The organism is Clostridium sp. (genome assembly GCF_026168755.1).
Taxonomy (GTDB): Bacteria; Bacillota; Clostridia; order Clostridiales; family Clostridiaceae; genus Clostridium.
Window position 1 is genome coordinate 79,530 of sequence record NZ_JAPFDR010000002.1, and the last position, 19,300, is coordinate 98,829.

The window sequence follows — 19,300 nt, forward strand, 5'->3', positions numbered from 1 at the left end:
TATAATTAAATATTATTTTATAATTAAATACGTTCAATTCTTATAACTAAACTGACATCTCTTATAAAGTTATTTACTTAACATTGCATTTACAATATTTAACATCTGATTATGTTAATTTTATCTATTGCCTAATGGTGCTAAGTTTATTTAAATATAATTTTTATATACTAATATAAAACAACTTAAATAAATACATTTAAAAATTATTACTTATATTCATTTAACTTTTTTTATATTTCTAAGTAATTATAAACAATTCCCCACATTTTTTCAACTCTATCCCCAAATTGTTAGTTGGAGCTTGAATTCCGTGATGACGAAAATTAATGATATTACCTCCAGAAATATCATTAATTTTTCTTTATCACTGGCTTTTAAGTTAAAAGATATAATTTACCCAAGCAATCCCCTTAAAAGAAAATAAATATTTCATTTTTTCTTTTTTCACGTAACTAGTTGTAACCTTTCATATTATAGTTAACTACTTCTGCTACATATTGTAATATGGGCCTCACTTATATCAGTTCTAACAACTTTAAAACATGAGTTGCAATTTTTCTTTCTTTTCCTTTGTATGGATATGAATGTATGTGAATTGCTGGATTGAAGTTTAATTCTATTATTGCATAATTAGTATTTTCATCCCTATAGTCTTCAAGCATCATATCCACTCCACAAATCTTAGCTCCTGCAGCTTTTGCTGCATTTATCGCTATTTCTTTAAACTTTTGCGGAATATCATCTGTATAATCTACACTATCTCCACCAGTACTAATATTTGAGTTTTCTCTTAGGTATATTATTTCATCCTTTTTAGGAATATAGTCAAAATTTTTACCTTGTTGTTTTAAGAATAACTCTGCATTTTCTTCTAATCTTATTTTTTCAAGTGGTGTTACATATCCCTTACCACGTAGTGGATCTTGATTTTTAACTTCTACTAATTCTGTTATAGTTTTTTCTCCATCACCAATAACATTAGCTGGAACTCTATGTAGGATTCCTACTACTTCATCATTTATAACTAAAAATCTATATTCTTTTCCTTTAATAAATTCTTCTATAAGAACTGTATTATCATTTTTAAAAGCTATTTCAAAAGCATGAATTATATCTTCTAAACTTGCACCATCTGGGAAAATATTAATTCCTATCCCAAAGTTAGTACTCTTTGGTTTTATCACAATAGGTTTATTAATATAGTTATGTGCCTTTATTTTTGCATCTTCTATACTATTAAACTCCTCACCTTTTGGCACCTTTACTCCCTTTTCTGCTAAAACCTTTTTAGTTACAGTTTTATTTTCCATAATCAATACAGATACATATGTGTCCTTAGAAGTCTTAGTTGCTTGCTTTACATATTCTATTTTTTCGTTATTTTTAAGAGATATAAAATTTTCACTTCTATCAACTATATTTACAGTAATTCCTCTTTTAATAGATTCCTTCATTAAAATTTGAGTTGATAACTCTAAATCCTCATATCCTTCTAACTTAAATCTATTTTTGTATGCAGATTCCTTATACATTCTAGCTAAATTTAAAAATGCATCAATATATCCTTCTTCTTTTATTTTTTCAGTTATTTTATATGAGTAAGTTAATTTGCTATCTTTAACTTTATCTATCATGTTATTAATTATATCTTCAAGACCTAAATTTAACTCATTATTAACACTCATAACTTCATTAAGTATTTCTAATCCAAAATCTATTCTATTGATGACTTTTCCATCTTGTTTTAACTCTATATCATCAATTCCATGTACTGCAATTAATTGTTGATTTTCCAAAGCTTCTTCTTGCCAGTTTTTGAAATCACTTTCTTCCTTCGTTAATAAATAAACATTAAATATTTGTAAAAATCTTAAATCCTCTAAACTTATTCCACCTTTTTCAAATGGATTAATATCAATTGTTCTATATTCTAAATATTTTATTCCATCATTAAGTAATGATTCTTTAAAATTCTTTGTATCACTTGGCTTTAATCTTATTTGACTATATAATTCCTTATGACTTTCTATTAATTCATCTTTAATATATTGATTTACACTTTCTAAATGCCCATCAACACTATTATAGCTTGGGAATAAATCCACCTTATTTTTATATCCGCACTTTCCATTTCTATGTGATATTGCCCCTAAACTACTATACTCACTATGCTTAACTTTCTTTAACGGACATTTGCAACTATCAATAAAACTTTCATGTACAATTGGTGATGCTCCAAGAAGATATACTATAAGCCATCTATATCTTAAGTAATTCCTGGCAATCTTCAAATAAATACTATTTTTAAATTCTTTATAACACAGGTTCGTCTCACTATCTTCATATAATCTTTCAATTATATTTTCATCAAAAGAAAAATTATAATGAATTCCAGATATAAGTTGCTTTTTTCCACCATACTTAAGCAATAATTTTTCTCTATACTCTTGAGCTTCTTTACTATGATTAGCAAACTTAGCTACTGGAATATCCTTATCATCAGGTATTATACATGGCATTGATTCAGGCCATAGATACTCATTTCCTATTTCCATGGCAACTATATCATATAATGCTCTTGTAAAATTATAAGTTTCCTTAATATCTGATAATGCAGGTGTTATAACTTCTATTTGACTTTCTGAAAAATCTGTAGTTATATATGGATTATGTGCTTTATCTCCAAACTCTTCCGGATGATCAGTCTTAACTAAGTACCCATTTTCATCTACCCTTAAAGTTTCTCTTTCAATACCAAAATTTCCATTTAAAATTTCTTTACTAGAAAATAATTTTTTTATTTTATTTAACATCTTTATAATTTCTCCTTATCTTTATTAGATATATTGAATATGCTGCTACTCCTTTTAATATACTAGAAATTGCTATACTCCACCATACTCCATCAATTCCAAGTGTTTGCATCAAGGTTAATGCCATTGGAATTCTTAAAACTGTAAAAACAATACTAATTATGGCTGGTATCTTAGGCATTCCTAACCCTGTAAATAATCCATTTGATACCATTTCTATTGTACTAAAGCTTTGAGAAAATGCAACTGCCTGTAAGTAACCACTAGTAATTAAAATAGTACCTTTATCCCTAATAAACAGCCTTATAATTGGCTCCTTAAAAATAATAAAAATTATCGACATAATCATTGAATAAATAATACCCAATATTAATGCAGTATAATATCCTTGCTTTATTCTTTTAAACTTACTAGCTCCAAAATTTTGACCTGTAAAACTAGCTATAGCACCATTTAGTCCACCTATAACCATGTATGTTATTGACTCAATTTGCAATCCAATCTTTTGTGCTGCAATTGAATTTGTTCCAAATATGGCAATTATCTTAGCTAAAGTTATATTAACTATTGTAAATAATATTCTTTGAAATGCCATTGGAAAACCTAATCTTATAATTTCTATTACTTTTTCTTTATCAATACCTATAGATTTATCATAATGTAAAACTCCATTTGATTTTATCCTATATAGAATAAACATTACTATATTAGCTATTAGTGTTGCTACTGCTGCTCCTAATACCCCTAATTTAAATATATAAATAAATATTGGATCTAAAATTATATTTATTATCATTCCTACAGCACTTATCTTTAAGGAATCTCCATTATTTCCAAAACTACTAAATATTCTTGCATATAGAAAATTAAAAAATGAGAAAAATAAAATTGGTGCATTCATAGCCAAATAATAATATGAATTTCTTTCTACAACATCATTATTAAGGCTTAAAAATGAAATAAAACTTTTCCCTAAAATTATTAAAATTAATGCATATATTATTGATATCACAAAATTTATTGCTAGCCCTGAATTAATATATTGTTTTACCTCTTTATTATTTTTCTCTCCAATAGCATGGGAAACTTTTATCCCTGTTCCTATAACAACTAATGAGTTAATAGAATACCCTAATCCAATAAAAAAGCTTGATGATCCTATACTTGCTACAGCATTACTTCCTAATCCACCTACCCATAACATATCTATTAAGTTATAAGTAAATTGTAATAATGAACTTCCCATAATAGGTAATGCTAAGGCTGTAAGTACATTAATAACTTTTCCTTGTGTTAAATCAATTTTCTTCATTTATTCTCCTTAAAATTATTTTTTATTTAATCATCAAAAATAATACTTATTACTTAAACATAGATATTTATCTATGTTTAATATAGTTTTTTATTTTTTAATTGTCAACAATAATAGTACTAACTTACACCAGAAACTTTTATATTATAAATCAAAACACAAGGTTTATCACAATACTTAAATTTATTATGATAAACCCTTTATAAATTTAACAATCACAATTGCCATCTTCTTCAAGCATTGTTTTTTTATTATTTAACATTAATTCATTTAAGAACAGTAATAATTGTTTTGTATTATCCTCATTTAAACTATAATAATTCCAAGTTCCCTCTTTTCTTGATATAACTAAACCACAGTCAATTAATACTTTCATATGATGAGATAATGTTGGTTGAGTAAATTTAAAATGTTCTAATAATCTACAAGCACATCTCTCACCTAATGATAATATATAAATTATTTGTAATCTATTCGAATCACTTAATGCTTTAAATATTTTTGCATTATTATCATATTTACTATCCATAAACTCCTCCAATAAAACACCTTTAAATATTATTCTACCCTAAATTCTTCTCTTAAATTACAGATTATTATTTTTCTAATATCTTCTGCTAAAGTTTTTTCTTCATCTTTTGTTAAACTTTCGGTTTCTATTGGCTTATCAAAAATTACATTAACAGTAGATGGCTTAAATTTTTTATTTTTTTCAAATGATGTAAATGCTGCATCTATTGTTACAGGTACTATTGGCACCTTAGCTTTAATTGCTAACTTTAAACTTCCTTTTTTAAATGGAAGTGGCTTCCCATCTAAACTTCTTGTTCCTTCTGGAAAGATCATCATTGAATATCCATCATTTAAATTCTTTACTCCTTCATTAATCATTCTTACTGCATCTCTAGGATTTTGTCTATCTAAAGCAATACACTTTCCTTTTGGTAGCCAGTAACTTAAAATAGGTGTTTTTAATACCTCTTTCTTTGAAACAAATCCTACCTGTCTTTCTGTTGAATATAATATAACTGGAATATCTAATATACTTGTATGATTCCCAATAAAAACGCATGGTTCATTAGGTATATTTTCTTTACCTTTAATAACTAAATTCATTCCTATAATATTTATAGTGAACTTTGACCATAAATACATAGACTTTACCGCATATTCTGTTGCTTTATGTATACCTTCCTTACGTTTTATATGTTCATATTTGAATCCCTTAATTCTAGTATATATCATATAGAAAAAATATTTTATAGCTTTTATTATCATATAACTCCTCCTGTGTTTATAACTTTAATTATTATAACATCACTTTGTATAAGCTAACAAATATTTATTCTCTATAAGTTCACAATATTATAAAAATAAAGCATCTATTAAGATTAATTGTTCTTAATAGATGCTTATTTCTCTTTAAATTAAATATTATTTAAATGGATTTTCAGTTTTATAAAGCATTCCCTTTGGTTGATTAAATCCAACCTCTTTAACTCCTAAATAATTAAATACATTTGCTATAGCCTTACCAAAATGTCCAAATGCAACTGCTCCATGATGTGGATATCTTCCTTCTATTAATACATGTCTATAGAATCTTCCCATTTCAGGAATAGCAAATATACCAATTGATCCAAATGATCTTGTTGCTACTGGTAATACTTCACCTTCTGCAACATATGCTGTTAATTCAGCATCTGCATTACTTTGTAATCTAAAGAATGTAATTTCACCTGGAACAATATCACCTTCTAAAGTACCTCTAGTAATGTTTGGCTCTTGATTTGGTTCTAAAGCTCTAGCCATAATCATTTGATTTTTCATATTTTTAAATGATAATTTGCATGCTGGAGTATTTCCACAGTGAAACCCCATAAAAGTATCCTTTAATGTATAGTTGAATTTATCTTTAATCTCTTCTTCATACATATCTCTTGGTACACTATTATTAATATCTAATAATGTTACAGCATCTTTACTTACACAAGTTCCAATATACTCACTTAATGCTCCGTAAATATCAACTTCACATGATACTGGAATTCCTCTCGAAACTAATCTACTGTTTACATAACATGGCACAAATCCAAATTGAGTTTGGAATGATGGCCAACATTTATTAGCAAATACAACATATTCTCTAGATCCTTTATGAGCTTCCATCCAGTCTAATAATGTTAATTCATATTGAGCTAACTTAGGTAAAATACCTGGCATTTTATTCCCTTCTCCAAGTTCCTTTTCCATATCAGCTATAACTTCTGGAATTCTTGGATCATTTTCATGTTCATTAAATGCTGCAAATAAATCTAACTCTGAATTTTCTTCAATTTCAACACCTAAATTATATAATTGTTTAATTGGTGCATTACATGCTAAGAAATCTTGAGGTCTTGGTCCAAAAGATATAATTTTTAAATTTTGTAATCCTAAAAGTGTAGTAGCCACTGGCTCAAACTCTTTAATCATTTCTGCAACTTCTTCATAAGTTCCCACTGGATATTCTGGAATATATGCTTTAATATTTCTTAATGCTAAGTTATAGCTAGCATTTAACATACCACAGTAAGCATCTCCTCTTCCACCAATTAGATTATTTCCTGTTTCTTCAGCAGCAGCAACAAACATAACTGGTCCACCAAACTCTTTTGCTAATAATGTCTCAGCTGTTTCTGGTCCAAAGTTTCCTAGATATACAACTAAAGCATTTACTCCTGCTTCTTTAACTTCTGCTAAAGCTTTTCTCATATGAACTTCGCTTTCAACAGTTGTCGGACATTCATAAATATCCCCGTAAGTTTCTTTGTAAGCTTTAACTACAGCTTGTCTACGTCCTGCAGATAACTCCATTGGGAAACAATCTCTGCTAACTGCAACAATTCCTAATTTTACATCTGGTATATTTTTAAAATTCATAATTAATTCCTCCACCCTTTTACTTTTCTAATAATTTATTTTAAATTTTAATTAATTAACTTCTTAATCTATGCCAAAGGCATCTTAACTTTTAACTTATTTTAAACAAATGTTTTTACCTTTTAAACCAATAAATGCTCCTTGCTCTCCAAGATCTGTTTCTGGGTGTCCAATAAGCCATTTATTTTTTGCAAATAACAATGTATCTTCATCTTGTTTTTCTATATTACTTTCTAATGCTGTATTTGTATTTTTATGTAGTATAACTACACATTTAAATCCATTTTCATTAGCATTGCATGGTGCATAATGTAATGTGGTTCCATAAACTTCTATAGCAGTTCCTGCTGGTACAAAAATAGCCTCAATTTTTGAAGTATCATAAGAGTAATCCTCTTCAATATCTTGCTCTAGACCTAATAATAAAATTAAATCAGTAACAGCTATATTAATTTCACTTGTTCTATGATATTCAACTGCATTTAACATATAGTTGTTTCCATTACAATAACCTATTTGAATATCAAGACCTCCAAATTCCCTATTTTTAAATTCTTTAGCTACTTCCAAATCTTCTAATTCTTTTATAGAAGGTTCATATATAACTCCTTCAGGTAATGGAGTTTCTTCCATCTTATTCAAAAGCTCTTTAACATCATAATTCTTAATTACTCTACCATACTTTTTAAATTCTATATCATTAACACTTTTTATAACCACTCAATCCATCTCCTTATATATAAGTACAAACTTCTCAATAATTAGTTAAATAATTTCATTGTTTCATTAACAACATTTTCAACTGTGAATCCGAATTGTTTAAATAGTGCTACTGCATTTCCTGATGCACCAAATGTGTCTAATGAAATAATTCTTCCATCTAAACCTACATATTGATGCCATCCAAATGAAGTTAAGGCCTCAACTGCAACTCTTTTTCTAACGTTGTTTGGAAGTACACTTTCTTTATATTCTTCATCTTGAGCATTAAATACTTCAAATGATGGAATACTTACAACTCTTGCATCTATTCCTTTTGCTTCTAATTCATCTGCTGCCTTGTAGATAAGTTCAACTTCAGAACCTGAAGCCATTAAAATTACATCAGGAGTTTCTTTCTTAGAGTCTTTAATAATATATCCTCCATTTAATGCTCTCTTTGCACATCCATCATATAGAGGTAACTTTTGTCTAGTTAACACTAATGAAGTTGGAGTAGTAGCATTAGTTACTGCATAATACCAAGCTGCAGCAGTTTCCTTTGAATCTGCTGGTCTAAATACAGTCATATTTGGCATACTTCTTAGTGCTGCTAATTGCTCAATTGGTTGATGAGTTGGACCATCTTCTCCTACACCAATACTATCATGTGTTAATACATAAGCTACTGGTAAATTCATTAATGAAGATAATCTCATTGCACCCTTCATATAATCACTAAATACAAAGAATGTTGCACAAAATACCTTTAATCCACAATGAGCATACATACCATTTGCTATTGCAGCCATTGCATGTTCTCTTACTCCAAAGTGAAGATTTCTTCCACTTCTATCTTCAGCTGAGAAATCACCTTTTCCACTCATATAAGTTTTATTAGATGGTGCTAAATCAGCTGATCCTCCAACTAAATTAGGTATTAAATTTGCTAATCTATTTATAATAATTCCTGAAGATTCTCTTGTAGCCATATCTTTATCAAAGCTCCAAAATTCTTCATTATTTAATAAAGCCTCACTATCCATTTCTTCTAACATCCACTTATAATACTCTTCTGCTAATTCTGGATATTCATTTTTGTAAGCTTCAAATAAACTATTCCAATATTTCTCTTTTTCAACTCCTGCATTAATATAATTCTCCATATTAGAATATACTTCTGATGGAATATAGAAATCCTCTTGCTTCCATCCTAGATTTTCTTTCATGGATTTTATATTTTCAGCTCCTAAAGGTTCTCCATGGGCAGATGCTTTTCCTTGTTTTGCAGGACATCCAAATCCAATTTGATTTTTAACTATTATCATTGATGGTTTTGTAGTTTCTCTTTTTGCTTCTTCAATAGCATTTTCAATAGATTCAATATCATTTCCATCATTAACTTTAATTACTTGCCAATTATATGCTTCATATCTCTTTGCTACATCTTCTCTAAATGCTATATCTGTATCACCCTCAATAGAAATATTGTTTGAATCATATAAAACAATAAGCTTTCCTAATCCTAAAGTTCCAGCAAGCGATGAAGCTTCTCCTGAAATTCCTTCCATTAAACATCCGTCACCAACGATTGCATAAGTATTATGATTAACCACTTCATATCCTGTTCTATTGAACTTTTCTGCTAAATGAGCTTCTGCAATTGCCATACCAACAGCATTACATATACCTTGTCCTAAAGGACCTGTTGTTATTTCAACACCTGGAGTATGTCCATATTCAGGATGTCCCGGTGTTAAACTACCAACTTGTCTAAAACTCTTAATATCTTCAATAGTTATTCCATATCCAAATAAATGTAATAAAGAATATTCAAGCATTGATCCATGACCTGCTGATAATATAAATCTATCTCTATTATCCCAATTTGGATTTTTACCATTATGATTCATTTTACTCCATAATGTATATGCCATTGTTGCTGCACCAAGTGGTAGTCCTGGATGCCCTGATTTTGACTTTTCTATTGCATCTGCTGATAAAATTCTTATTGAATTTATACATAATTTATCTACTTCTCTACTCATCTTTAACCCCTTTTTTTCACTTTTAATGCTTTTTAAATTTGCTGTTCTATTAGTTCAGTAAATTGAAAATTTATCTTATTCTATTTTTATGCTATTTTCCAAAAGCTGAAGCCCAGTCTGCCTTAAACTTTTCTAGACCTGCATCTGTTAGTGGATGTTTAATCATTTGCATTACTAAAGCATATGGTACTGTTGCAATATGTGCACCTGATCTTGCAGCTTCTGTAACATGAATTGGATGTCTTACGCTTGCAGCAATTATTTCTGTTGTTATCCTGTGAACGTCAAAAATTTCTGCAATTGTTCTAACAAGCTCCATTCCATCCATAGATATATCATCTACTCTTCCTAAGAATGGGCTAACATAAGTTGCCCCTGCATTTGCTGCTAATAACGCTTGGTTAGCAGAAAATATTAAAGTAACATTTGTTTTAATTCCTTCACTATCTAATATGTTCTACATTTGCAGTGTCTAAAAATAACTTCATATTAAAAATCCCCTTTATATTATAAATGTTATTTAATAACTTTTTAAAACTATTTTTAAAAGTTTCTTTATAAAAAGGCAGCCATTATTTTCTGCCTTTTTAATTGTAAGTTTGATATCTACAACATTAATTAATTTAAAAATTCCTCTAATGGAACCATTGCTGCCCCTAAAAGATATGATTCTTTAAATTCTGTAACATCCATCTTACAATTTTTCTCACTTGTAAATAAATTATCCTTATATACAATACTTCTTAAAATATCTATATTTTCTTTTAATAAAATATTTATATCTCCACCTAAGACTACACTACTTGGATCTAATATCATTGTTAAATTAGCAATTCCTACACCAAGAATATTAAAATATCTTTCTAAAATTTCCTTTGTAGTCTTGTTTCCCTTTTCAAATAAAGATATAAATTCTTCTATATCATCCAATTTTTCATTACTTATTTCATTGAAGTCTTCTAATAATGCATTCTTTGATGTATATGCTTCTAAACAACCTTGAGAACCACATTTGCAACCTTTACCACCAATAGTTATTTTAATATGTCCCATTTCACCAGCGTCATTATTGCTTCCTCTATAGATCTTTCCATCTATTATTATTCCTAATCCTAATCCATCAGTAATTGAAACATATAAAAGATTACTTAATATATCCTTTTTATTTAAAAATTCATAATAAGCCGAAAGATTAGCTTCATTATCTATATATATATTAGTATTAAATTCTTCAAAACTTTTCTTTAAATTATAATTTTCAGCTCTCAATAGATAACATTTTTTTATTATCCCTTCTTCAGAATCTACTGTACCAGGTATTGAAATACCAATTCCTAATAATTTATCAATAGAAATGTCATTTCGACTTAATATTTCTCTAATATTATCTTTAGTAATAGCTACTATATTTTCAAAGCCTTCATTATTATGTCTTATCCTAATATCTTCTATAACTTCTTTTTTTAGATTTATTATAGATAATTTCACATGACGAGGAGTCAACGCTATTCCTAAAGCAAATCTACAATTTTCATTAATTTTTAAAGCCATTGCCTTTCTTCCACCAGTAGATTCTAAAGATCTAACATCACTAACAATTCCTTCATTTTTTAGTTCTGTAATATTAGTTGAAACTGTTGTAATACTTATATCTAAGCTTCTTGAAATATCTAATTTAGTTATTTCATTTTTTTCTAATAATAACTTAATTATTTTTTTTCTATTTGTTTCTTTAATTTTACTATGATTTACTTCTATCAAATTATGCCTTCCCCTCTCAGTTTCAATTATCCAAACTTTTTATATATCTTTTAATCTTGGATAAAGTGAATTATATACTTCATATATCTTATCATAAATGGCAGTATTATCACAATTTGGATTTACTAAATCCTTACCTTTTATAATTTTCTCACATGCATCTTCTACAGATTCATATATACCAACACCTACACCTGCTAAAATAGCAACACCTAATGCTGGACCTTCTGATGCTTTTATAGTTCTTAATGGATAATTAAATATATCGGCTAAAATTTGTCTCCAAACTTCACTTTCTGCTCCTCCACCACTTACTCTAACATCAGTTATTTCAACTTTCATATCCTCTATAATATCTAAACAATTCTTTAAGCTGAAGCTAACACCTTCTAATATACTTCTAACAAAATCCCCATGATTATTTATTAAAGATACTCCAACAAATCCTCCTTTTACATTGGGATCTATGTGTGGTGTTCTTTCTCCCATGAGATATGGCATATAAATTACTCCATTTGCTCCTGGTTTTGAAGTTGCTGCTTCTTCTGATAAATAATCATATATATTTATATTCTTTGCTTTTGCTTCATCAATTTCTTTTCTACAGAAGTTTTCTTTAAACCATTTTAAAGAAAGTCCTGCACCTTGAGTTACCCCCATTACATGCCACTTATTAGGAACTGCATGACATAAAGTATGAACTCTACCTCCTTTATCAAATCTTGGAGTATCTGTTGAAGCAAAAACAACACCTGATGAACCAATAACTGTTGAAATTATTCCTTCACTTACTATTCCACTTCCTACTGCTCCTGCTGCTTGATCTCCAGCTCCTCCAACCACAGCAGTACCAGCTTCTAATCCTGTCTGTCTTGCTACTTCTTCTGTAACATGCCCACTTACTACTACTGACTCATAAACATCTGCTAATATATTCTTATCTATATCTAATTTTTGAAGTAACTCATCACTCCAGTTTCTTGTATTAATATCTAACATTTGCATACCACTTGCATCTGAAACTTCAGTTGCAAATATACCTGTTAATTTAAATCTTATATAATCTTTTGGCAGAAGAATTTTATATATATTATTATAATTTTCTGGTTCATTATCTCTAACCCATAATAGTTTAGAAAGTGTAAAACCTGTTAATGCTGGATTACCTGTTATTTCAATTAATTTTTCCTTACCTAAAACTTCAGTCACATATTGGCATTGCTTTTCAGTTCTTTGATCACACCAAATAATTGAATTTCTTATAACATTATGACTCTTGTCCACTAGTACAAGACCATGCATTTGTCCACTTAATCCTATACCTTTTATATCCTTTGCATTAACTTTACTGTTTTTTACTACATCTTTAATTCCATTAAGACATGCTTCCCACCAATCCTCTGGATTTTGTTCTGCCCATCCTGCTTTTGGTTGAAATAAATCATAGCCATAGTTTGCAGTTTCTATTGTATTCCCTAATTCATCAAACAATGCTGTCTTTGTACCAGATGTACCTATATCTAATCCTAATAAATATCTCATAAAATCCCCCGACTTATTTTAAAATTATTTTTTCAATAAACATTTAAAAACTATTATTAAATAACTTTTTAAATGTCTTTTCATAAGTTATTATAATACCATTTTTATACTTTTTCAATAACCTTTAAAAAGTTTTTGTATACATTTTCAAAACTAAAGATACTTTTAAATTATTTAAAATCTAAAAGTATCTAATTTACCTATTATCTTACTAATTTTCTTACTACTACTCCTGTCCCTATTCCCATCATAATAACTCCAAATAATATCTCAACGCTAGCAAGAATCTCTGACATATTTACAGGAATACTTTCATTTGCTCCAACTCCACTAAACAAGTTTATACTTAATATGATTCCTTGCCTTAAACATTCAAATACACTACTGTTAAATATAGTAGTTATAGTATCATCTACTTTAATTCCAAAAATTGAATATAAAACTCCAAATATAATCATGACAACAAAGGAGAACAGTAAAGCATTAATAGGTCTTTCTCCATATCCACATGTAGCCAAGTATAAATCTGATTCTAACCTTTGAGTAAACTTCAAAACATTTCTTTCTACCCTCTTACACAAATAATAATATTCTCCAAAATTATTATTTAATGAATTTTCCTTAAACTTATCTGCAATGGTTTCATAAGTCATATAAATTCCTTCATATTCATTCCTATCTTTTTTTCTAAATTCTATCTTATCAAAAAATGTTTTTTCATCTAGCTTTGTTTTCATTTTATCAGTAAAATCTAAATCTATAATATAGCTACTCATAATCTTAGCACCTGATAAATCACAATCTTCTATTCTTACTCTATTTATTTCACAATTATTGATAATTATGCTATTCATATCACTTAATATAAAATATGTATTATGAATTAAAGAATTATCAAATATTAAATAACTTAATGTACATCCATAAAATTTAGCATATATACTACAATTATTAAACTCACAAGAAAAATTATCATACCTATTTAATGATGGCTTCTTCTCACTTTCCTCTTTAAAAAAAGTACAATTTTCAAATATTACCCCACCATTTTCAAAATTACACTCATTAAACATACACCCTATGAAACTACATGCATCAAATTTTATATTTCCAAATGTACATTTATTAAATACTGCACAAATAATATCTTTATTAGAAATTACACTGAACTCTTCCTCGCCTAAAATTCTTCCTCCTCCAAAATGCTTTTCTTCAAATGTTTTATAACTATATTCCTTATCTGGATTATATGTATTAGGAAGATCTCTTGATTTTACTAATTCATCAAATAATTTTTTATTATTTTCTCTCCTCTTTTTAAGTTGATTTGTTGCTTTATATATTTCTTCCTTAAAATTAACATAGCCCATAATATCAACTCCTTTATGATATTATGAGCTATATATTATAACATTATTCTAATTTTAGCTTCTTTCAATTTTAACCTTACTTCCACCTATTCCTGCCTCTGCTGGAGTAATTAAAAGCTTAACAGGAACTCTATTTTTAATAGACTCAACATGACTTATTATTCCAACCTTTAATTTATCATTATGAATTCTTTCAAGTGAACTCATAACAACTTCTAAAAGATTATCATCTAAAGTACCGAAACCTTCATCTAAGAAGAATAATTCAAGTGGTGCAGTTCCCTTAAGTTGAATTTCTGCTGATAATGCAAGTGCTAATGAAAGTGATGCTAAGAAGGTTTCCCCTCCTGAAAGTGTAGAAGCATCTCTTTCAGCCCCACCATTTTTATAATCTCTAATTATAAATCTTCCATCTTCATCAACTTCTAATCCATAATTTCCATTAGTTATTTCCTTTAACTTTTTACTAGCTTCAAGTGAAACATACTTAAGTCTAGTAGCTGCAACAAATTCAACAAACTTTTTACCCTTAAATAATTTATCTAAATCATTTAATAGTGCAAGCTTATGGTCTAACTCTTCCTTTTGTTTCAATAAACCTTTTAGCTCTATCATCTTTTCTTCTATTACCTTAAGTTCTTCTTGAAGCTTAATTTTTATTTCATTAAATTCTTTAACTTTAACTTCTTTTTCTTCTTTTTCCTCTTGTATAGCAATCCATTGCTCCTCACTTAATTCTCTATTTCCAATTTTCTCAGAAGTACTTTCAATTGCTCCTCTAATCTTTGCTAAACTATCATTATAATTATCAATTTTAACTTTTAAAACTTCTATTTCACTTTTTTCTAAAACATTATTCTTAACTTCTTCTATACTTAAAAAGTTTTCTTCCCTTAAAGCTACATCAAGCTTTTGCTTTTCTTCATCTTTTCTTTTATACAGCTCTCTACCTTTTGAAGCAATACTAATTAGCTTAGAATTACATTCTTCATAATTTTTATCAGCTTCTTCTTTTGCTTTTTCTGCAAGTATATAATTATCTTCAATTGTCTTTATTTCTCTTTGAATATTTTTTAATATTTCTTCAATATTATATATATCTTTAACTTTATTTTTTATCTTAATTAAGCTTTCGTCTTTAATTTTTATTTTTTCCTTTAATGTTGTATTAATCTTTGCTAATTCTTGATTAGTATCATTTAAATCTTTTATTGCATCTTCTCTATTTTTACTTAATTCCTCTAATCTATTTCTATAGCTCTTAATGGTTTTTTCAACCTCTTCTCTTTCATTCTCAATTTTATTTATTTCATCATTCTTAGCTATAAAATCTTCAACCTTAGTCTTTTCCTTAAGATAACTCAATTGTCTTTCAATATCTTGTAACTTTTCTTCTTCCTTTTTCTTATCTTCTAATAGTTCTTTTATTGTATTTTCACCACTATTAATTTTAGTTTCTAATTGTGTATATTTAAGTTTTAAATTATTACATTTCTCTTTTAAAGTCTTATTTATATTTTCATATTCTTCTTTTTTAACATTATACTCATTTAGTTTAACTCTTAAATCACTTATCTTTAATTGAAGCTTAGATACCTCTTCTGCATTAAAATCATCACCTAAATTTTTAATTAAATCTTCATTCTTCTCTACATTTTCTTTAAAAAAAATTAACTTAGCTTCTATATCCCTTATATTATTAGATAATTCATCAAAAGATTTTTCTTTTAAAGCCATGCTATTTTCAAGACTATTAATATCCCTAATTTCTATATGTCTAATATTTTCTTTATGATGTTCCATAGAACCACAAACTGGACAAACATCTCCTAATTTTAACTCTTCTCTCAGTTTATAAGCTAAATTTTCTCTTTCTATTTCAAGAATATCTATTCTTAACTTCTTAATTTCATTATCTAAATTAATACACTCTTCTTTTTTAGGCTTTAACTCTTTAGTTAATTCTTCAATTACATTTTTATTTTTTAATATCTCTTCTTTTGCTCTTTTAAATATATCTAATTTGCCCTTAAGATCAGAATATTTTTCTTGCATATCAAATAAATCATTTTGATTTCCTGGGCAATTCTTTACTAAGTTTTCTAAAATACTTTCATTCTCTATTAATAAATTATTGGTTTTATCTAACTCAAGTTTTAAAATATTTTTTTCTTCTACAGATTTTTTTATCACTTCATTATTAGATTCTAATTTTACTTTATAATCTTCAACTTTCTTAAAGAAATTATTATAATCTCTAGTAACAACTACTCCTTTTTGAACATTTTCTTTTAATCCTCTATCAATATTTAAAGTATCTCTATATACTTCCTTTTCTTTTAATAGATTATTTCCTTTCTTTAATCTATTTTCGGAATCTATTAGTTTGTTTTCATTTTCTTTTTTCTTTTTAAGTAACTCCTCTACAACTTTATTAATTTCTTTTATTTCACTTTCTAAAGCTACTAAAGCTTTTTTATCTTCTATTGCCTCTTTTATTTTCTCTTCTTGTATTTTATATTTAGGCAACTCATTATCCTTATTTATTCTAGCCTTATTCCAGCCATCTTCATATTTATCTCTTTTTTCTTTAAGCTCTTCACATTGCCATTTAATTTCACTTAACTCCTTTTCTGTAATTTTAATATTTTTTAATGTTTCTTCATAGGCAATTACAAATGGATTAACCTTACTTGCAGCTTCAGCATTTTTTACTCTCTCTTTAAATAAATTTATTTCATCTGATTTTTCAATAAGCTCATTTTCTCTTTCTTTATAGTCTTTAACTTCAAGTTGCATTTTCCATAGTTCTGAATTTTCTTTAAAACCTTTTTCAATTTCCTCAAGCTCTTTATTAGCTTTTTCTAAATTTTCAATACTTATATTTAACTCTTCTTCTTTCTCTTTTTTCTTGTCTTCACTTATATCTTCATATCCCATAAGTTGACCTAAAAGAACATTATTTTCAGTTCTTTCTTTTGTAATTTCTTTAGATAATTTAGTAGAAAGCTTATCACCATATTCTCCTAAGTTGAAAAGTCTTTCTAACATTTCTCTTCTTGGCTTTCCTTCAAGCTTTAAGAACTCTGAAAACTTTCCTTGTGGCAATACAACAGTTCTTGTAAAATCCTCTAAACTCAAACCAATTACTTCTTTACATTTATCAGTAACGGTTTTAACTTTATCAGCTAAAACCTCTTCTCCATTCGTTATATCAACTATTTTACACTTACCAGACACAGGATTACCTGATTTTTTATCTCTTTTAAACTCTCTATTCACTAAATATCTTTTAGTTTCTGCTCCTGATATTTGAAACTCAAAACTAACATTTAATCTGTCACAATTTGTATTTATATAATTAGAACTTTTTCTAGAAACATCTCCATATAAAGCTAATGTTATACCATCTAAAATTGTAGACTTTCCACTTCCTGTGGGCCCAAATATTCCAAACAAACCACGATCAGTTAGCTTTTCAAAATCTATAGTTTGCTCTTCTATAAAGCTGTTTAAACCTTTTATTTTAAGCCTAATTGGTCTCATTTTCATCCCCCTCTTCATTTATTAACTTTAATAGTAAGCTTACAACTTCTTCATCAGCTTCTACATTTCTTTCTTTCTTGTAAAACTCCCTAAATATTTCTTCAAATGATTTTTCTTGAATATTAATAACACTTTCATCATCATCTTCGCTTTGAAGTTTTGGTATTATTTCCAAAATATCATTTTTAATTTCTTTCATTTTCTTTATTTCATCTTCTCTTATATATCTATCGCATTTAATCTCTAAATAAACCCAGCAATCCCTATCTTTATTTTCTTCACATCTCTCAATTGCATCATCAATACTTTCACATTTCCATACTTCAATAGGCTTATACACTTTAAACTCTACTTCATTTATTTTACATTCTTCTTTTACTTTTATATCTACAATAAAACACTTCTTTGTAATATTTATTTCTTTTTTATTATAATGAAGTGGTGAACCTGAATATCTTGCCTTTTTATTAGTTCCTGGTACAACTTGTGGCTTATGTACATGCCCTAAAGCTATATACTGTGCTTCTTCTGGCAAACATGATCCATTAACAATATAACTTCCTCCAAGCTGAATATTTCTTTCTGAACCACCCTCTTCACTCCCCATAGCAAATAAATGTGAAACTGCTAAATTTATAGTATCTTCTCTATAATTTTTCTTTAATGAATCAAATAATGATTTTATTCTTTCTCCATAAGTCTTTAATCTATCTTCATCACTGTCCATTTCTCCATAAAGAACTTCATTTAATCTTTTTTCACTTGGATATGGCACAGTTATTATTACTGCCTTTTCATTATTAATTTCTATTTCAATAAATCCTTCACCAGAATTAACAACCTTATGCTCTCCATATTCTCCACATTGCACAACAGTTTTAGGCGTACCAATCATTATTATTCCATGCTCCATAGCAAGTGGTCCTGCTGCAACCAACCTTTCAGGATTGTCATGATTACCAGCAATAATTAAAGTTAATCTTTCTCCATTTTTAGAAAGTTTTTTTAATGTATCATAAAACATCTTTTCTGCTCTTGCTGGTGGATTACTACTATCATAAACATCTCCAGCAATAATAACTAAATCTATTTTATTATCTTCAACTATATCTATAAAATCTTTTAAAAATAACTCTTGCTCATCCATTCTACTTTGGCCTTCTAAATTTTTTCCTAAGTGCCAATCTCCAGTATGTAATATTCTCAAAACATAACCTCCTCTAATAATTAACTCATTACTAATTATTCATATTATTTAATTATAACAAAAAAGATGATACATTT

The 19,300-nt window shown here is 27.7% G+C and carries 12 protein-coding genes and 1 pseudogene; all 13 read right to left on the reverse strand.

What is annotated here, in order from left to right; translation table 11 throughout:
• Window positions 1-518: 518 nt before the first annotated feature.
• Window positions 519-2,816 (reverse strand): bifunctional glutamate--cysteine ligase GshA/glutathione synthetase GshB, encoded by a 2,298-nt coding sequence (gshAB, locus tag Q0Y03_RS01565; RefSeq protein ID WP_297712107.1) that lies wholly within the window; start codon window positions 2,814-2,816, stop codon window positions 519-521.
• Window positions 2,806-4,128, reverse strand: coding sequence for an MATE family efflux transporter (locus Q0Y03_RS01570; RefSeq protein ID WP_297712108.1), 1,323 nt, complete (start codon window positions 4,126-4,128; stop codon window positions 2,806-2,808). Before Q0Y03_RS01570 ends, gshAB begins: the two co-directional genes overlap by 11 nt.
• A 208-nt stretch (window positions 4,129-4,336) precedes the next feature.
• The gene (locus Q0Y03_RS01575) at window positions 4,337-4,657 is read right to left on the reverse strand and encodes a metalloregulator ArsR/SmtB family transcription factor (RefSeq protein ID WP_297712109.1); all 321 of its coding nucleotides are present in this window, start codon (window positions 4,655-4,657) and stop codon (window positions 4,337-4,339) included.
• A 29-nt stretch (window positions 4,658-4,686) separates the two neighbouring features.
• Window positions 4,687-5,406: a lysophospholipid acyltransferase family protein gene (locus Q0Y03_RS01580; protein ID WP_297712110.1), complete on the reverse strand. Its 720-nt coding sequence runs from the start codon at window positions 5,404-5,406 to the stop codon at window positions 4,687-4,689.
• Window positions 5,407-5,562: 156 nt separating this feature from the next.
• Entirely contained in the window at window positions 5,563-7,050 is a 1,488-nt protein-coding gene (locus tag Q0Y03_RS01585) for an L-fucose/L-arabinose isomerase family protein (RefSeq protein WP_297712111.1), read from the reverse strand.
• A 96-nt stretch (window positions 7,051-7,146) separates the two neighbouring features.
• Window positions 7,147-7,770, reverse strand: coding sequence for a DUF4867 family protein (locus Q0Y03_RS01590; protein ID WP_297712112.1), 624 nt, complete (start codon window positions 7,768-7,770; stop codon window positions 7,147-7,149).
• A 41-nt stretch (window positions 7,771-7,811) separates the two neighbouring features.
• The gene (gene tkt, locus Q0Y03_RS01595; protein WP_297712113.1) at window positions 7,812-9,797 is read right to left on the reverse strand and encodes a transketolase; all 1,986 of its coding nucleotides are present in this window, start codon (window positions 9,795-9,797) and stop codon (window positions 7,812-7,814) included.
• Window positions 9,798-9,888: 91 nt separating this feature from the next.
• Window positions 9,889-10,239, reverse strand: a pseudogene (locus tag Q0Y03_RS01600) (transaldolase family protein); the annotation flags it as partial.
• A gap of 176 nt (window positions 10,240-10,415) precedes the next feature.
• On the reverse strand, window positions 10,416-11,558 hold the full coding sequence (locus Q0Y03_RS01605) for an ROK family transcriptional regulator (RefSeq protein WP_297712114.1): 1,143 nt from the start codon (window positions 11,556-11,558) through the stop codon (window positions 10,416-10,418).
• 39 nt (window positions 11,559-11,597) lie between these two features.
• Entirely contained in the window at window positions 11,598-13,100 is a 1,503-nt protein-coding gene (gene xylB / locus Q0Y03_RS01610; protein WP_297712115.1) for a xylulokinase, read from the reverse strand.
• Between the two features lie 203 nt (window positions 13,101-13,303).
• Entirely contained in the window at window positions 13,304-14,470 is a 1,167-nt protein-coding gene (locus Q0Y03_RS01615) for a pentapeptide repeat-containing protein (RefSeq protein ID WP_297712116.1), read from the reverse strand.
• A 54-nt stretch (window positions 14,471-14,524) separates the two neighbouring features.
• Window positions 14,525-18,016 (reverse strand): SbcC/MukB-like Walker B domain-containing protein, encoded by a 3,492-nt coding sequence (locus Q0Y03_RS01620; RefSeq protein ID WP_297712117.1) that lies wholly within the window; start codon window positions 18,014-18,016, stop codon window positions 14,525-14,527.
• A complete protein-coding gene (locus Q0Y03_RS01625; protein WP_297712118.1) occupies window positions 18,003-19,223 on the reverse strand; it encodes an exonuclease SbcCD subunit D in 1,221 nt (406 codons plus the stop codon). The genes Q0Y03_RS01620 and Q0Y03_RS01625 overlap by 14 nt, the downstream gene beginning before the upstream one ends.
• Between the last annotated feature and the right edge of the window lie 77 nt (window positions 19,224-19,300).

What these genes read in the sequence shown, in the direction of transcription:
- gshAB (WP_297712107.1), bottom strand. Translation starts at nt 2,816, where the DNA reads ATGTTAAATAAAATAAAAAAATTATTTTCTAGTAAAGAAATTTTAAAT.
- tkt (WP_297712113.1), bottom strand. Translation starts at nt 9,797, where the DNA reads ATGAGTAGAGAAGTAGATAAATTATGTATAAATTCAATAAGAATTTTA.
- Q0Y03_RS01575 (WP_297712109.1), bottom strand. Translation starts at nt 4,657, where the DNA reads ATGGATAGTAAATATGATAATAATGCAAAAATATTTAAAGCATTAAGT.
- Q0Y03_RS01615 (WP_297712116.1), bottom strand. Translation starts at nt 14,470, where the DNA reads ATGGGCTATGTTAATTTTAAGGAAGAAATATATAAAGCAACAAATCAA.
- Q0Y03_RS01620 (WP_297712117.1), bottom strand. Translation starts at nt 18,016, where the DNA reads ATGAGACCAATTAGGCTTAAAATAAAAGGTTTAAACAGCTTTATAGAA.
- Q0Y03_RS01570 (WP_297712108.1), bottom strand. Translation starts at nt 4,128, where the DNA reads ATGAAGAAAATTGATTTAACACAAGGAAAAGTTATTAATGTACTTACA.
- Q0Y03_RS01585 (WP_297712111.1), bottom strand. Translation starts at nt 7,050, where the DNA reads ATGAATTTTAAAAATATACCAGATGTAAAATTAGGAATTGTTGCAGTT.
- Q0Y03_RS01580 (WP_297712110.1), bottom strand. Translation starts at nt 5,406, where the DNA reads ATGATAATAAAAGCTATAAAATATTTTTTCTATATGATATATACTAGA.
- xylB (WP_297712115.1), bottom strand. Translation starts at nt 13,100, where the DNA reads ATGAGATATTTATTAGGATTAGATATAGGTACATCTGGTACAAAGACA.